Genomic DNA, 15,699 nt, shown 5'->3' with positions numbered 1-15,699 from the left:
TGCACCTCTACAATTAGGATGGCTTATTAAACAATGTACTAGGCTTAAAAACAATGGTATAGCGCATAATAAAGATATTTCTATCAAAAGAAAACACCGCTAATGAGCGGTGTTGAATATAAAAACAATCAGTTTAGAAAATAAAGTGGTAACACGTGTTACTGCTATAAATCTGCCCAGGCTGTGAAATTGGGCTGTACTGAGCCCCCCACTCTGGATGATTTACCGCGTTAGGTGGAAATTGTGTTTCAAATGCTACCCCTGAATACGGTGTGTATTCTCCCTTTTTTCCGGCTACTGAAACTAAATAGTTCCCTGTATAGAGCTGCATTGATGGCATCGTCGTTGAAATATCCATTTGCAAATCCCTTTGCGGAGCGCATAGGGACGCAACAGGCTGTTGGCCATCAATCAATGACGCATCGAGAATAAAAGTGTGATCATAACCTCGGGCAGCCTTTTGATCTGCATCTTGCAAAAAGTCACGCCCTATCGTTTTTGCGCAGCGAAAATCAAAATTGGTGTTTGTCACGTCTTGCCACTCTCCTATCGGAATACCTTGTTTATCTGTAGGAATATAGTGGTTACTTTGTAGGCTTAGCTTATGATCTAAAACGTTTTTTCCCGCCCCTTCTCCTGCAAGATTAAAATAAGTATGGTTAGTTAAATTCACGGGACATATCTTTGTGCTCTGATACTGATAACGAATAACCACTCGGTTGTCTTGGGTTAATTCATAACTGACTTCAACGGTTAGCTCACCAGGAAAACCTTGATCACCATCCGGAGAGATCAGTGAAAAAGTCACTTGATGTGCGCTTTGCTGCACTATATTCCATATTCGATAACTGAAATTATCCTTTCCACCGTGTAAACAATGTGCGCCTTGGTTATTGGTGACTTTATAGACTTTCCCATTAATTGAAAATTGTGCATTTTCGATACGATTTGCCACTCGACCTACTGTTGCCCCTAAATACACCCTTTGTTCCTTTTGTTTGGCTATATTTGGGGAGCCCAAAACAACATCACGTTGCCCACTTGCCAGTGGCACAATGCAGCTTAACCAACTCGCCCCTAAGTTTGTTAGGGTAATCTGCATCCCACTGCGATTTGTTAACGTCACTACCACCGGGTCTCGTCGCGCAGAGCCTACCTTTTGCATAAACAATCCTTTGTCCGAACTTAAACCACGCCTGCGCCTTTGCTTGGTTGGCACACATAAATATCTGCATGCAACCCTGTCGCATGCGTATATTGTGCTTCAACTGCATTAATAACCGGCTGAACAAATTGCTGTGGCATCAAAGCAACTACACAGCCGCCAAATCCACCTCCCGTCATGCGTACACCGCCTTGAGTACCTAAAATCGATTTGACAATATCCACTAACGTATCAATTTCTTTAACTGTTATTTCGAAATCATCGCGCATTGAGATATGGGATTGTTCCATTAATTGTCCAAGCAATAATAAATTATTTTCTGTCAATGCCTTAGCCGCTGCTAATGTACGTTCATTTTCGCTGATCACATGTTTTGCACGCTTAGCAACGACAGTGGATAGTTGATGCTGTTTCTGTAAAAAAACATCATAAGACACATCACGTAGTGCTTTAACGCCAAGGATTTTTGCGGCTTCTTCACATTGTTGGCGGCGGGTGTTGTACTCACTTCCCACTAGCCCTCGTTGCTTATTTGAATTGATGATCATCACAACCAAGTCTTTAGGGATAGCAATAGGAAATAACGCTAAACTACGACAATCAATCAATAAGGCATGCCCTTCATCCCCACAGGCAGAAATAAGTTGATCCATAATGCCGCAATTACAACCAACAAATTGGTTTTCCGCTTGTTGCCCGTTAAGCGCTATCTCTTGCTGGCTAATATCTAATTGATACAGCGCTTTCACTGTTTGGCCGATCACCACTTCTAATGAGGCCGACGAACTCAACCCCGCCCCTTGTGGAACGTTTCCACTGACCGCAATATCACAACCGTTAAATGCAAAACCACGTTCTAATAAAAACTTAACGACACCACGAATATAGTTTGCCCACATTTTTTCAGGTAAAAATGTAATTTCTTCATCTAGGTTAAATTCATCACAATCATGGTGATAATCCACAGCAACAACGCGAATAATACGATCGGTGCGTTTTGCTGCCGCGGTCATGGTTTGGTAATTAATAGCACAAGGTAAAACAAAGCCATCATTATAATCGGTATGTTCACCAATTAAGTTTACGCGCCCAGGTGCTTGGATATAAATATCAGCAGGATAACCAAATGTTTTTTCAAATGAATTAGCAACCGCCTGTTTTAATGATCCCATTATTGCTTTCCTTAATCATAAAATTGATTTGCTTGGCAAATAAAAACCAAACAAATATTAATTAGGTATAATTCGGTAAGTTGTATTTAGGCTTAACCCTGTTTGTAGTGATTATCACTCACCTCTCTTAGGCGTTCAGCCGCCTGCTCAGGTGTTAAATCTCGTTGTGTTTCTGCCAGCATTTCATAGCCCACCATAAATTTTTTTACGGTCGCTGAACGCAGCAATGGTGGGTAAAACAGCGCATGGAGTTGCCAATGCTCGATATTTTTATGTTGTTTAAAATAAGGTGCAAAATGCCATCCCATTGAATAAGGAAAGGAACATTGAAATAAGTTGTCGTAGCGGCACGTGAGTTTTTTTAGAGCAACCCCCAAGTCCAAACGAATAGCGTCACTCATTTCCTCCATACGCTTAATATGCTGTTTTGGTAACAATAGGGTTTCAAATGGCCAAGCTGCCCAGTAAGGTACCAGCGCTACCCAGTGCTCTGTGTCAACAACCACGCGCGAACCATCCTGTTGTTCAGCATTGAGATAATCCATCAGTAGATTGCTGCCATGGCGCTGATAATATTGTGCTAAGAAATGATCTTTGCGTTCAATTTCATTAGGCAGAAAGTCGCTGGCCCAAATTTGACCATGAGGGTGTGGTTGTGAACACCCCATTATCTCACCTTTATTTTCAAATACTTGAACCCATATATAACGTTCGCTCAGCTCACAAATCTGTTGCTGCCAAGTGTCTATCACACGACCAATTTCAGAAAGCGAAAGTTCAGGTAAGGTTTTACTGTGATCCGGTGAAAAACAGAGCACACGGCTAACACCACTTACCGATTGAGCTTGAAATAATTCAGATTGATTTTCAGGTTGGGCACACGCTTGTGCCAATAAAGCACCATGGTCATTTTGGAAAACATACGTTCCTTGATAGTTAGGGTTTACTTCCCCTGAAACCCGTGTATTAGTTGGGCAAAGAAAACAATTAGCATCATAATGGGGTCGGTTTTCGACTGCCGGTTTTTCATCCCTACCACTCCAAGGGCGTTTAGCTCGATGCGGAGAAACCAACACCCACTGCCCAGTTAATGGGTTATAACGACGATGAGGGCAGTCTGAGGGGTTAAATTGCATCCTATTCATTCAATCGTTCTCCTCTACACCATAACCATTCGGGTTATTTAATTGCCAACGCCAACTGTCTATCGCCATATCATCAAGAATACGGGTGGTTTTCCAACCAAGTTCACGGTAGGCTTTTTCAGGGGTTGACCAATATTCCGCAATATCCCCTGCCCGTCGCGGTTCAAACACATAAGGGATGGGTTTTCCAACCGCTTTTTCAAATGCCTGTAATACTTGCAACACACTGACACCACAACCCGAACCTAAATTATAGATATGCAATCCCGCTTTATGACTAACGCCTTGTAGTGCCGCAACATGTCCATCGGCTAAATCCATCACATGAATATAGTCACGAACCCCAGTACCATCTACCGTAGGGTAATCGTTTCCATAAATAGCCAGTTTCTCTCTTTTTCCGACAGCAACTTGTGTAATATAAGGGGTTAAATTATTTGGAATACCTTGAGGATCTTCCCCAATTTCCCCTGAAGGATGCGCGCCCACTGGGTTAAAATAGCGCAAAATCGATATTGACCATGCATTATCCGCTTGATAGAGGTCGCTAAGGCAACGCTCAACCATATATTTACTGGTACCGTAAGGGCTCTGGGTATTTCCTGTAGGAAAATCTTCAGTGATAGGCAATGTCTCAGGCTGGCCATATACCGTTGCAGAGGAACTAAAGATTAAACGCTTCAAGTTTGCTTTTTGCATACAGCGCACTAAAACCAAGGTTCCATTAAGATTAACATCATAATATTCAATGGGTTTTTCTACTGACTCCCCCACTGCTTTTAACCCTGCAAAGTGAATAATACAATCAAATTGATGAGTGGCAAAGATATCATTGAGTGCTTGTTCGTTACGAATATCACATGGATAAAATATCGGTCGAACCCCAGTTAATTTTTCAATACGATTAAGCACTTCCTTCTTTGCATTATATAAATTATCAACGATAACAGGTGAAAACCCTGCTTTTATTAGTTGAATACAAGTATGGCTACCGATATACCCCAACCCACCGGTGACTAACACTTCAGTCAGTTGCATTTTTCACCTCGATACTTTTTCTAATCTTTTAACTTGTCATTACTGGGGAGTATAACAATGAGTTGCTGTCCGCTTCTGTGATCCACCTCGATTAGTGTAAACGTTTACACAAAAAAATAAAAGCATTCCAACTGCTCATCGAAAAGCCACTAGTTCACAATAAGGGAAATCAACGCTATTTATCTATTCTGGCTGACGCCTTTGGTTGTTTCGCTAGAGGGGATAGGTTCCTTGAAAGAAGCGATAGAAACAGCCGATACGTGTCGAGATAGGCGAAACCTAACTTGTTTTAGCCCCTCAATAAATTTGATAATTCATTAACCAATATGAATAAACAGCCCCTAGCAAGCCAACGGTTTGAGTCACTGATCAAAGCAGAGCAAATGAAAGGCTATACACTGATGCCGTTGAACCTATTACTAAATCGTTCTGCGGCTTTGTTTGTATTCTGGGAATGGGCTTAAATCAATAAAAACAGGAGATGTTACTATTAAAAACATTGACGTAATGCGTGCACCTCCCAAAGGACAAACTGACCTTTTTATTATGGCAACCTTTGGGAGGCACTTCACTATCCATTAAATTAAAATGCGATTAATAATATCTTTGACAAATTACCCTTCAGCTATCACTTTCTTCTTAGTCATAACCATCGCAATGATCAACAGTAAAATTAAGAAAATAGATAAAGTTAACAGTAAAGAATAGAAGCCATTCCACTGGTATTTTTCAATCACAATCGATAATGGGTAACCTGCGATTGACGCACCAACATAAGCAAATAAGCTCACAAAACCTGTCGATGCGCCCGCCGCATTTTTATGGGAGTTTTCAGCCGCAGCCATTGCGATTAAGAATTGTGGACCGAAGATAAAGAAACCGGTCATAAAGAATAGGAACGAGAAAACATATTCATTATCAACAGGCACAATCCACAAACAAAATGACGTAATAATAATACCCAATGCGTAGATCACGTTCATTTGCGCACGGTTACCTTTAAAGATTAAGTCAGATCCCCACCCTGCAACAATTGCACCGAAGAAACCACCAATCTCAAACATCATCACGACAGCGTTAGCTGAAAGTAAATTAAAGCCATGTTCTTCAATTAAATATAAGTTCGCCCAATCGTTGATACCCGTTCTGACGATATAAATAACCGCATAAGAGATGGCGAGAACCCAAAGAACTTTATTCTTGAAGATATATTCGTTAAGAATTTTGCCTAACGGCAAGCCAGCACCTTTAGCTTCATATTTTAATTCTTCAAGGTCATTACGCCACTCTCCAACGGTTGGCAATCCCATCGTACGCGGTCTATCGCGCAATAAAATACATAGACCAATACCAACCACAACAGCAATGATCCCCGGAATGATCATCCCGTAACGCCAGCCTAATATAAGCGCGACACTACCGGATAAAATTGGAATTATTGCCCCTCCAATATTATGAGAAGTATTCCAAATCGCCCACCAGAGCCCACGCTCATTACGTGAATACCATGTGTTGAGGATCTTGGCACAAGGTGGCCAGCCCCAACCTTGGAAGAAAGCATTAATCATCCACAATGCAATAAACATGGATATCGAAGAGGTTAAGCCGAATAGAATATTCACCACTCCCGTCGCGATTAAACCAATCCCCATAAAATAGCGAGGGTTCGACCTATCACCAATAATACCTGAAAGGAATTTAGATGCGCCGTAGGTTAGGTAGAATGCCGTTCCAACCATACCGATATCGGCCTTGGTGATCCCTAAGTCGGTTAACATCTCAGGCATCACAAAGTTAAAACTTTTACGTGTAAAATAAAAAACTGCGTAGCCAATGTAGCTCACAATCATTAAATGTAATCGCCAGTATTTATATTTAGCGTCGATTTCAGATTTCGACATTGTCACTGGTATATCTGGTTGTTCCTTAAATATTGACATAGTTAATCCCGTCTTAAAGTACTAGCAGGCAAAAATATGACAATAGTTTTATCGTAACAATAAGTGAATGTACCTATTGTTACGTTTTTATTACAATTTTATTTCAAAGTGTTACATACATCAAATAATGCACTTTTTCTTATTTTACCTATAACAGAAACACGAAAAATAACCTGACGATTATTATGCTAATTGCTTGGATGAAATGATTTTAACACCATGCTCTGAGTCAATTACCGAATTTAACAAAGCAATTGCAATGTTTGTTGCAGGGCTAATCTGACAGCTAGCAGGCAATATGCGGGATAAACAGGAAAGAATTCGGATAACAATCACCTCACCAAGGCGCTCTTGATTACGGTGACCACTAATGACATTTGGGCGTACCAGTGTCAATGACGCAAAATTCAAGGCGATTAAGCTTTGTTCAAGCTGCCCTTTTACACGGCTGTAAAAGAATGGCGAATTTGCATTCGCACCTAAAGCCGAAGTTAACGCATACGTTTCACAACCCCACTTTTTGGCAAGTTTCGCACAGGCCAATGGATAAATGTAATCAACCTGACGAAATGCAGCTTTTGAACCTGCGACTTTCATTGTTGAACCTAATGTACAAATTACCGCATCCACTTGCCAAATATTGGCGTCATCAGGAAGCTGTTCAAAATTGACTATTGGCGCTGACAGTTTGGGGTGATCAGGTAACGCATGGCGCACTGGAGCGATAATTTGACTAATCCGAGGATCGGCAAGGGCTTGCGCTAACACATGGCTGCCAACTAACCCTGTTGCTCCGATTAAAAGTATTTTCATAAATCATCGCCTTTCTTTTTATGATAATAACCACCAATGGCTAAATAATGACAAATCCATTTCAATTATAGGTTCTTCTTATATATACCCTATCCCCTAAGCAAATGCTGCATTTTTGTACTCATATCGCATTTTGTAGTTCTTTTGTTGTTTGATTGTGAAAATCACTTGATATCAGCCATAATTATAAAGATAATAATTCTCAATATCATTTCTATTATCAGATTAGTTATTATGGTAAATAATATGACAACGCCAGTTGTAGAACAGAGCGCCGAAAAGGCCAAACAAACCATCAAAACTGACGTTATAGAGAGCCAGCAGCTCTTGGGGCCGACAGGAAAAGTCTCTATACAACACAATGGCGAGCTTTATCAGCTAAGGCAAACGCGTACAGGTAAATTGATTTTAACAAAGTAACGTTCTAATAAAAATTTTATCCGCAAGCCACCTAGGTGAATCATCCAGGCAGCCAGCTTAATCTAAAACATAGGAATAGGTTTCTATGGGGTTTAAACTGCCGTCTGTATTTGCTCATTTTTCATCTATAAAGCAAACAAAAAGGTCATACTCCGACTTGGTACAATCCGCAACGCTAACTCGATTACTTTGCGATGTTGTTGCGTATCATACCGTTGAACCTCCCTATGTAATGCCAATCTCCTATCCTCCAGACGGGCAATGAGCCTGCCTATAAACATTTAACCATTACATAAAATAGCCTTTTATTTTCGCTAATTAGATTAGCAAACATAACATTTTTACGGAGTATCACCATTATGTCCCATGTTTTACGGATATCCGTGTTGACCAGTGCAATCCTAAGCGTCATCACCAGCGCTCATGCACAAACGGCAGAACCTTCAACGACCAAAAAAAGCAATGACGTTATGACTGTTTATGCAACAGGCACTGAACGTGACAGCTTTGATACGCCAATGATGGTAACTGTAATTAAAAATACTTCACCTGAAACCCAAACAGCCAGCACGGTCAATGACATTCTACGCAAAGTACCAGGCATCAACGTGGCAGGAACCAGCCGTGCGAATGGGCAAGATGTTTCCATGCGTGGCTTTGACCGCCGTGGCGTTTTGACCTTAGTTGATGGCGTCCGCCAAGGCACCGACACAGGTCACGTGAATGGGACATTTATTGACCCCGCACTCATTAAGCAAGTAGAAATTGTTCGTGGTCCCTCCGCCATGCTCTATGGCAGTGGTGCGATGGGTGGCGTGATAGCGTGGGAAACCGTTGATGCCAAAGACCTGCTACGCGATGGTCAAAATCACGGTTTTCGCGTGTTTTCTCAAGCGGCAACTGGCGATCATAGTTTTGGTTTTGGCGGTACAACATTTGGGCGTAGCGATAATCTTGATGGTGTATTCAGCTTTGTCACAAAGGAAGTGGGAGATATTCGCCTCAGTAATGGCGACGACATGGATAACAAAGAAACCATTGCCAACCTGCTAGCCAAAGGCACATGGCAAATTGATGATGCACAAAAGATTGCTGGTCAAGTGCGTTATTATAATAATGATGCCCATGAACCTAAAAACCCGCAAAAATTGGATGTAGGCACCGATAACCTCAACGTTAACCGCACCACGCGTCAACGTGATGTCCAAGGGACATATCAGTTCAATCCCGCGTCACAAAATTGGCTCGACTTAAAAGTCACGCCTTATTATTCAGAGGTCAACATTACAGCAAAAGGGAAAGGCACGCCCTATGAAGGTCGTACGCAAAAAACCTACGGCTTAAAAGTAGACAATCGTACCCACTTTTATGATTTACCACTTGCAGCACATAACCTTACCTATGGCAGCGAAGCTTATAAGCAAAAGCAAACCCCTTACGCCAACACAACTCAATTCCCTGATGCGGATATCACCTTTGCTTCTGGCTTTTTACAAGATGAAATTGCACTAAAAGATTTACCGGTGTCATTTATTATTGGTACACGTTATGACCACTATAAATCAAAGGCAAAAGGCAATGAGGATGTGAAAGCAGATAAATGGTCATCGAAAGGTGCAATCAGCATTACACCCACGGATTGGTCCATGTTATTTGCATCTTACTCTGAAGCCTTCCGCGCCCCTACGATGATGGAAATGTATAACGATGAAGCCCACTTTCGGATCGGCCCGATTGTCAATAAATGGCGACCGAATCCAAATCTAAAACCAGAATCAACACGCACCGCTGAATATGGTTTTGGCCTACGTTTTGACGACTTATTGATGGAAAGGGATAACCTGCGATTTAAAGCAAGCTATTTTGATACCAAAGCCAAGGATTATATCAATACTTATGTCACCCCTGAACCTGATTTTGTCCACCCAGAAAATAATTACACAACCTCAATTAACGCAAAACGCGCCAAAATCTGGGGGGTAGATGCATCACTGGATTATACAACAGACTATTTCACATGGAACTTAGCCTATAACCGAACTACAGGCAAAAACGAGTTTGACGGCAAATCAATTACGTCAATCAAGCCAGAATCGTTCACCAGTAACCTATCCATTCCTGTCGCTAATAGTGGTTTTTCCGTGGGCTGGTTAGGGGAATTTACTCGCCATACAGATTTCAATAAGGCATCTAAAGCAAAGCAACAAGCAGGCTACGCCGTACATGATTTTTATGTTAGCTACCAAGGTGACGGCAAACTCAAAGGATTAGGCACTAGCGTGGTGTTAGGCAACGCTTTCGACAAAGAATATTACTCATCACAGGGCATTCCTCAAGATGGACGTAATGCCAAACTACTGGTCAGTTTCCAGTGGTAATTCACACATTATTAAGGAGATAGACGTGGATTCATCCATTTTTGCGCGTTACCAACAAGCGAAAGCAGATAACAAGGCCAAATACGCTCGTGATCTTGCCGCTTACCTCAATATTTCTGAAGCACAACTGCTGCATAGCCGTGTTGGTCATGATAACGCAGTGCGCTTAGACGTTGACGCACCAACGCTATTGACTGAATTAGCGTCAGTGGGGCAAGTCAAAGCGATTACTCGCAATGAATACGTGGTTCATGAACAAGTGGGTCGTTATGACAATGCGACATTCAGCTCTCACAGTGGCTTAATTTTAAATCCACGCGCCTTGGATTTACGGATGTTTTTTGCCCATTGGGATGCCATTTTCGCATTGACAGAAGAAACCAAACACGGTGAGCGCCACAGCATTCAGTTCTTTGATAAACAAGGTGATGCACTGCATAAAGTCTACACCACAGATGAAACTGACATGGCAGCATGGCAAACATTGGTAGAAAAATATGCAACTCAAGATAACCGTGAATTAATCCTTGAACCTGCAACACCATTAACTAACCCGCCGATTAGTGATGCGCTAAAACAGCAGTTAGAGCAAGAGTGGCGCGACATGACCGATGTGCATCAATTTTTTGTTTTATTGAAAAAACATAACTTGAGCCGCCAGCAGGTTTTCGCCGCCGTCAGTGATGATTTAGCATGGAAAGTGCCGAATAATGCCTTTAATCAGCTGATTAATACTGCGTTCCAAGACCAGAACGAAATCATGATTTTTGTGGGCAACCGCGGATGTGTGCAAATTTTCACTGGTGAAATCAAAAAAATCGTGCCATATCAGAGTGAAGGTTCAGATTTGAAATGGCTTAATATTTTCAATCCTGATTTTACCTTACACATGATTGAAAACGGCATTCATGAGTGTTGGGTGACACCCAAACCAACACTAGATGGCTTTGTGACCAGCCTTGAAGTTTTCGATATTGAAGGGAATCAAATCGCACAAATGTACGGTCAACGCACTGAAGGTACGCCAGAGCAAGAACAATGGCGTCAACAAGTGACTGCTTTGCCCCGCATTTAAAATTTAGGTAATTTATGATGAAACAATGGCTTCTAACCTTTTCAGTTCTGTTTGTCTCGTTCACTTCATATGCAGTTGAACGCATTGTCACCCTCGGTGGTGATGTGACAGAGATAGTTTACGAACTTGGTGCTCAAGAGCAACTCGTTGCCCGTGACAGCACCAGCCTGCACCCAGCGCAAGCCTCCAAGCTTCCTGATGTGGGTTACATGCGAATGCTTAACGCAGAAGGCGTGCTTTCAATGCGCCCGACACTGGTACTTGCCAGCGAACTAGCAAAACCTTCGCTGGCTTTAACTCAAATTGAAAAAAGTGGTGTTAAAGTCATCAAAATCACGGGAAAACCGAGTTTAGAAGCCATTCCAGAAAAAATAACCTCTATTGCAGCCGCCGTGGGTAAGCCGGAGCAAGGTCAGCAATTGGTGGATAAATTCAACCAATCCCTAAGCCAAGTCAATACGGCCCCGATTGATAAAAAAGTGTTATTTATCATGAGTCATGGTGGAGTACTTCCCCTTGCCGCAGGGAAAAAAACCGCAGTTGATAGCATGATCACAGCCATTGGTGCGAAAAATGCGATGGCAAATTTTGATAGCTATCGCCCTCTTTCATCTGAAGGCTTGCTGTCTAGTCAACCAGATTTAATTGTCTTCACAGAAGAAGGGATTAAGTCATTAGGCGGTGTTGATCGCGTGTGGAATTTGCCTGGAATTGCAATGACTCCCGCAGGGAAAAATAAAGCGCTCGCCGTCGTTGATGATGTTGGTATGCTAACGTTTAGCTTAGGTACCCCAAAAGTAATGCAGCAATTACGTGAGGCATTAGAGAAGTCCCAATGATCCGTTTTCAGCGCCCTTTTTTCGTTATTATTATTTTATTGTTCATACTTTTGGGTCTCACGTTTATTGCCTCAAATGCAGGGCCGATAAATTTCTCGTTCCAGAAACTGTGGCAGGCTTCTGCCGCTGATCCTGACTGGCAAATTTGGCTAAATATTCGTTTACCTCGAGTCTTAATTGCGGTTCTAGTAGGGCTGGCACTTGCAGTGTCAGGTGCCATTATGCAGGGGCTTTTTCGTAACCCACTTGCGGATCCCAGTTTACTGGGGATCAGCAGTGGTGCAGCATTAGCTGTTGCCGCCTTTATTATTTTATCTTTTTCACTCCCTGCGGTAATGCAAAATTATGGTCACATCGCTGCCGCATTTATTGGCAGCTTAGTGGTTTCCTTAATTATTTTTAGCTTAAACCGTTCATCCAATGGTAATTTGGCTCGATTATTACTGGCTGGCATTGCAATTAATGCACTCTGTATGTCATTTATCGGTGTGCTGAGTTATATCAGTAATGACCAACAATTAAGAACCTTTAGTCTTTGGATGATGGGCTCGCTCGGTAATGTGGATTGGACGTCACTGAGTATTGCAGCCACTATTATTTTACCTGTTACCGTAGCTTGTTTATGGCAAGGAAATAAGCTCAATATCCTCCAATTGGGGGATGAAGATGCTCACTACCTTGGCTTGAATGTTGAACGTGCTAAGTTTGTGTTGTTATTACTTAGTGCTTTATTAGTTGGGTGTGCTGTCGCAATGAGTGGCGTGATTGGCTTTGTTGGGTTAGTGATCCCCCACTTAATTCGTATGACTTTAGGTCCTGATCACCGCTGGCTAATACCGGGTTCTGCCATTGTCGGCGCCGCCCTGTTACTTATCGCCGATACCATTGCAAGAACAGCGGTTGCCCCCGCTGAAATTCCGGTTGGTTTACTCACAGGGCTGATTGGTGGGCCTTATTTCTTATGGTTAATTTTACGCCAACCTGCTGGGAGAATTTAATCGATGCAAGATACATCTGTTTTATTAGAGGCGCGGGATCTCACTTATCAAATCGATAATAAAACATTAGTTAATAATATTAGTCTCTCGATTAAACCCCATGAAATGGTGGTGATTATTGGACCTAATGGCGCAGGAAAATCCAGTCTACTAAAATTATTAACTGGCTATATCACGCCCACCCAAGGTGATTGCCTATTAGAGGGGCGCTCTTTACAAGCGTGGCAAGGTCATGAATTAGCCCGTAAACGGGCTGTGATGAAACAACATAGCCACTTGCAGTTCGCTTTCACTGTTGAAGATGTTGTCGCTATGGGGCGTACACCTTATGGTTCTGAATACAAGCAAGTTGCCATTGATGAAGCTTTAGCTCTAACCCATTGCCAAATACTGCGCCATCGTGACTATCGGCAGCTTTCTGGTGGCGAACAGCAACGCGTTCAGTTGGCCCGAGTCCTCGCACAACTGTGGCAGCCTACAGCCCAAAGAGCCTGCTTATTTTTAGATGAGCCCACATCCGCCCTTGATTTGTACCACCAGCAACATAGTTTACGCCTATTGCACCAACTTACTCGTGAGCGTCCTATCGGGGTATGTTGCGTACTGCATGATTTAAACCTAACCGCACTGTATGCTGATCGTGTTTATCTGATCCATGAAGGGAAACTAGCCGCTAGCGGTACTCCTACGCAAGTGTTAACCACGAAAAATCTTACTCGCTGGTACCAAGCTGATTTAGGGGTAAGTCAACACCCTGAAAATGATACACCTTATGTCTATTTACGCCATTAAGGGTGTCGTCACCTTATTATCAATAAGAGCACGCTAACTGCGTGCCCTTTCCTTTCGTTATCAATTTACCCCTCTCTCACATATTTACCTTAAGTCATTCAATTTACTGAGATTGATAGCCTTTGAATTTACATGGTAAATCAATGGCTCAATTTTCCCACTAAAGAGGTGTTAAATTGACACAATCTATTGGTAGCTGTTTGAAATTTGAAGAAAAATGTTAAGGATTTTTCCTTAAAATATGCTTAAACATACAGATGGACTAATAAGGCTAAAAATGGAAAACAATATTATTCAAACCTTGATTGAATTAACACACCGTGGCAATGATGATGTAAAAATTGCCGCAATTTCTGCATTAGGGGATTATCGCGCCACTGTTGAACAACAAACTGCTATTTATCGTCTTCTTGAATTATGTAAAGATCCCAATAAAGATGTCGCAGTCTCTGCAATTAGAGCGTTAAGTAAATTATCTGACCATTTTTGACAGAAAACCGTTCCTTATGATTGAGTTAATTTGTTAACCAATCATCTGGTATTTTGACTTGTCGCCTCCCCATATATTTGTGCTAATTTTTAACGCCTCTATCGTCTACGTCGGCTTTGCAGTGACCCTATTACTATTTTTTTATTAAAACCAATCAATTACACCTTTTTCATCCTATCCGCTTTTTTTTATATTTTTAGCTTAAATATTTTGATAACATTAATATTATTGAACTTAAATGCTGATATATATTAAATATCAGTATATTTGACTAGCCAATTTTGTAACGTGATTACATAGGATAGATAATGGATACACAAGCCATCAATACATTGCTCGATTTAACTAATAGAAAAAATGACGATGTCAAAATAGCTGCAATTTCAGCGCTCGGAGATTGCAAGTCACCCGTAACGCACATTAATACCATGAACCGTTTGCTGGAACTCTGTAATGATCCAAATCGAGATGTGGCTATCAGTGCAATTAAAGCGGTAAGTAAACTTTTAAATCATGATAATGATTAACAAAACTACGGATAACAAGAAAATAATAGAAGGGTAAAACTGTTTGCAATCTTACCCTTCTATTTTATGGCTACTGTTTTAAATGATGTGCGTGAAAGGCAATATGTTCGCCAATAAAACTACTAATAAAGTAGTAACTGTGGTCATAACCTTCACGTAAATGCAGTTGACAATCTAACTGCTTTTGCTCACTAATTTCAGCGAGCAATTCAGGTTTTAATTGTTCATCGTAAAAGGGATCCGCCGTGCCAACATCCACGAATATTGGCGGCACCACTTGAATTTTACTCAGCAGTTCAACTGTATCATATTGCGCCCATTGAGCCTGGTCATCGCCCAAATATGCAGTAAAGGCTTTTTGCCCCCATGGTACTTGTGAAGGGGCAATAATCGGTGCAAATGCAGATAAACTGCAATAGCGTTCAGCATTACGCAAACCAATCATTAATGCGCCATGCCCCCCCATGGAGTGCCCTGAGATTGCCCGTTTATCGGTCACCGGTAAATGGCTTTCCACTAACGCTGGCAACTCTGAAACGATATAATCGTACATTTGATAATGGCGTTTCCATGGCGCTTGCAACGCATTGACGTAGAACCCAGCACCTTGACCGAGGTCATAGGCAGCATCATCTGCCACACCTTCCCCTCTTGGACTGGTATCGGGGGCAATAAGAACGACCCCATGCTCTGCGGCAAATTGCTGAGCCGCCGCTTTCGTAATGAAATTTTGCTCGTTACAGGTCAACCCTGACAGCCAATAAATCACCGGGCAAGGCTGCGTTTTTGTTTGCGGCGGTAAGTAAGCTGCAAATTTCATATCACAACCTAACACCGACGAATGATGTTGATAAACATCCTGCCAACCGCCAAAACAGGCGTGGCGCTCAATTCTCTCCATCAAAGA

The 15,699-nt window shown here is 41.9% G+C and carries 16 protein-coding genes; 9 read left to right on the top strand and 7 right to left on the bottom strand.

The features are described from left to right. Positions 1-133 precede the first annotated feature (133 nt). The 4 genes from galM to galE all read right to left on the bottom strand — a co-directional run bounded on the left by galM (position 134) and on the right by galE (position 4,520). Positions 134-1,165, bottom strand: coding sequence for a galactose-1-epimerase (galM, locus tag AB6N04_RS03365; protein ID WP_369310518.1), 1,032 nt, complete (start codon positions 1,163-1,165; stop codon positions 134-136). A gap of 20 nt (positions 1,166-1,185) precedes the next feature. Beyond that, the gene (galK, locus tag AB6N04_RS03360; protein ID WP_369310517.1) at positions 1,186-2,337 is read right to left on the bottom strand and encodes a galactokinase; all 1,152 of its coding nucleotides are present in this window, start codon (positions 2,335-2,337) and stop codon (positions 1,186-1,188) included. Positions 2,338-2,429: 92 nt separating this feature from the next. Beyond that, positions 2,430-3,482 (bottom strand): UDP-glucose--hexose-1-phosphate uridylyltransferase, encoded by a 1,053-nt coding sequence (locus tag AB6N04_RS03355; RefSeq protein ID WP_369310516.1) that lies wholly within the window; start codon positions 3,480-3,482, stop codon positions 2,430-2,432. Beyond that, positions 3,483-4,520, bottom strand: coding sequence for a UDP-glucose 4-epimerase GalE (galE, locus tag AB6N04_RS03350; protein ID WP_369310515.1), 1,038 nt, complete (start codon positions 4,518-4,520; stop codon positions 3,483-3,485). Between the two features lie 326 nt (positions 4,521-4,846). Here galE and AB6N04_RS03345 point away from each other — a divergent pair, with 326 nt between their 5' ends. Continuing rightward, entirely contained in the window at positions 4,847-4,984 is a 138-nt protein-coding gene (locus AB6N04_RS03345) for a hypothetical protein (protein ID WP_369310514.1), read from the top strand. Positions 4,985-5,134: 150 nt separating this feature from the next. Here AB6N04_RS03345 and uhpC read toward each other — a convergent pair whose 3' ends face one another. Together uhpC and AB6N04_RS03335 are read right to left on the bottom strand one after the other, a co-directional pair. Beyond that, complete coding sequence (gene uhpC, locus AB6N04_RS03340; protein ID WP_369310513.1) at positions 5,135-6,460, bottom strand: MFS transporter family glucose-6-phosphate receptor UhpC; 1,326 nt, start codon at positions 6,458-6,460, stop codon at positions 5,135-5,137. A 183-nt stretch (positions 6,461-6,643) separates the two neighbouring features. Then, positions 6,644-7,273: an NAD-dependent dehydratase gene (locus tag AB6N04_RS03335; protein WP_369310512.1), complete on the bottom strand. Its 630-nt coding sequence runs from the start codon at positions 7,271-7,273 to the stop codon at positions 6,644-6,646. 246 nt (positions 7,274-7,519) lie between these two features. Here AB6N04_RS03335 and hemP point away from each other — a divergent pair, with 246 nt between their 5' ends. The 8 genes from hemP to AB6N04_RS03295 all read left to right on the top strand — a co-directional run bounded on the left by hemP (position 7,520) and on the right by AB6N04_RS03295 (position 14,792). Next, positions 7,520-7,693 (top strand): hemin uptake protein HemP, encoded by a 174-nt coding sequence (gene hemP, locus AB6N04_RS03330; RefSeq protein ID WP_369310511.1) that lies wholly within the window; start codon positions 7,520-7,522, stop codon positions 7,691-7,693. A 359-nt stretch (positions 7,694-8,052) separates the two neighbouring features. Beyond that, positions 8,053-10,071, top strand: a complete 2,019-nt coding sequence (locus AB6N04_RS03325; RefSeq protein WP_369310510.1) for a TonB-dependent hemoglobin/transferrin/lactoferrin family receptor — start codon at positions 8,053-8,055, stop codon at positions 10,069-10,071. A 25-nt stretch (positions 10,072-10,096) separates the two neighbouring features. Continuing rightward, the gene (locus tag AB6N04_RS03320; RefSeq protein WP_369310509.1) at positions 10,097-11,146 is read left to right on the top strand and encodes a hemin-degrading factor; all 1,050 of its coding nucleotides are present in this window, start codon (positions 10,097-10,099) and stop codon (positions 11,144-11,146) included. Positions 11,147-11,163: 17 nt separating this feature from the next. Continuing rightward, the gene (locus tag AB6N04_RS03315; RefSeq protein ID WP_369311952.1) at positions 11,164-11,985 is read left to right on the top strand and encodes a hemin ABC transporter substrate-binding protein; all 822 of its coding nucleotides are present in this window, start codon (positions 11,164-11,166) and stop codon (positions 11,983-11,985) included. Continuing rightward, the gene (locus AB6N04_RS03310; RefSeq protein WP_369310508.1) at positions 11,982-12,983 is read left to right on the top strand and encodes a FecCD family ABC transporter permease; all 1,002 of its coding nucleotides are present in this window, start codon (positions 11,982-11,984) and stop codon (positions 12,981-12,983) included. Before AB6N04_RS03315 ends, AB6N04_RS03310 begins: the two co-directional genes overlap by 4 nt. A 3-nt stretch (positions 12,984-12,986) precedes the next feature. Then, on the top strand, positions 12,987-13,775 hold the full coding sequence (locus tag AB6N04_RS03305) for a heme ABC transporter ATP-binding protein (RefSeq protein WP_369310507.1): 789 nt from the start codon (positions 12,987-12,989) through the stop codon (positions 13,773-13,775). Between the two features lie 277 nt (positions 13,776-14,052). Continuing rightward, positions 14,053-14,265 carry a HEAT repeat domain-containing protein gene (locus AB6N04_RS03300; protein WP_369310506.1) on the top strand — a complete coding sequence of 71 codons (213 nt, stop codon included), beginning with the start codon at positions 14,053-14,055 and terminating at the stop codon, positions 14,263-14,265. Positions 14,266-14,573: 308 nt separating this feature from the next. After that, complete coding sequence (locus AB6N04_RS03295; RefSeq protein WP_369310505.1) at positions 14,574-14,792, top strand: HEAT repeat domain-containing protein; 219 nt, start codon at positions 14,574-14,576, stop codon at positions 14,790-14,792. Positions 14,793-14,862: 70 nt separating this feature from the next. Here the strand turns inward: AB6N04_RS03295 and fghA are convergent, their stop codons facing one another. Beyond that, complete coding sequence (gene fghA / locus AB6N04_RS03290; protein ID WP_369310504.1) at positions 14,863-15,693, bottom strand: S-formylglutathione hydrolase; 831 nt, start codon at positions 15,691-15,693, stop codon at positions 14,863-14,865. Positions 15,694-15,699: the final 6 nt, after the last annotated feature.

Source organism: Providencia rettgeri, assembly GCF_041075285.1.
GTDB classification, from domain to species: Bacteria; Pseudomonadota; Gammaproteobacteria; order Enterobacterales; family Enterobacteriaceae; genus Providencia; species Providencia rettgeri_G.
The sequence above is the reverse complement of the archived record's forward strand: the minus strand, read 5'-3'. Positions and strand labels throughout refer to the sequence as shown.

Coding starts and splice junctions, on each gene's coding strand:
- galK (WP_369310517.1), bottom strand. CDS start 2,337: ATGGGATCATTAAAACAGGCGGTTGCTAATTCATTTGAAAAAACATTT.
- AB6N04_RS03335 (WP_369310512.1), bottom strand. CDS start 7,273: ATGAAAATACTTTTAATCGGAGCAACAGGGTTAGTTGGCAGCCATGTG.
- AB6N04_RS03345 (WP_369310514.1), top strand. CDS start 4,847: ATGAATAAACAGCCCCTAGCAAGCCAACGGTTTGAGTCACTGATCAAA.
- fghA (WP_369310504.1), bottom strand. CDS start 15,693: ATGGAGAGAATTGAGCGCCACGCCTGTTTTGGCGGTTGGCAGGATGTT.
- AB6N04_RS03310 (WP_369310508.1), top strand. CDS start 11,982: ATGATCCGTTTTCAGCGCCCTTTTTTCGTTATTATTATTTTATTGTTC.
- AB6N04_RS03355 (WP_369310516.1), bottom strand. CDS start 3,482: ATGAATAGGATGCAATTTAACCCCTCAGACTGCCCTCATCGTCGTTAT.
- AB6N04_RS03315 (WP_369311952.1), top strand. CDS start 11,164: ATGAAACAATGGCTTCTAACCTTTTCAGTTCTGTTTGTCTCGTTCACT.
- AB6N04_RS03300 (WP_369310506.1), top strand. CDS start 14,053: ATGGAAAACAATATTATTCAAACCTTGATTGAATTAACACACCGTGGC.
- AB6N04_RS03295 (WP_369310505.1), top strand. CDS start 14,574: ATGGATACACAAGCCATCAATACATTGCTCGATTTAACTAATAGAAAA.
- hemP (WP_369310511.1), top strand. CDS start 7,520: ATGACAACGCCAGTTGTAGAACAGAGCGCCGAAAAGGCCAAACAAACC.
- AB6N04_RS03325 (WP_369310510.1), top strand. CDS start 8,053: ATGTCCCATGTTTTACGGATATCCGTGTTGACCAGTGCAATCCTAAGC.
- galM (WP_369310518.1), bottom strand. CDS start 1,165: ATGCAAAAGGTAGGCTCTGCGCGACGAGACCCGGTGGTAGTGACGTTA.
- uhpC (WP_369310513.1), bottom strand. CDS start 6,460: ATGTCAATATTTAAGGAACAACCAGATATACCAGTGACAATGTCGAAA.
- galE (WP_369310515.1), bottom strand. CDS start 4,520: ATGCAACTGACTGAAGTGTTAGTCACCGGTGGGTTGGGGTATATCGGT.
- AB6N04_RS03305 (WP_369310507.1), top strand. CDS start 12,987: ATGCAAGATACATCTGTTTTATTAGAGGCGCGGGATCTCACTTATCAA.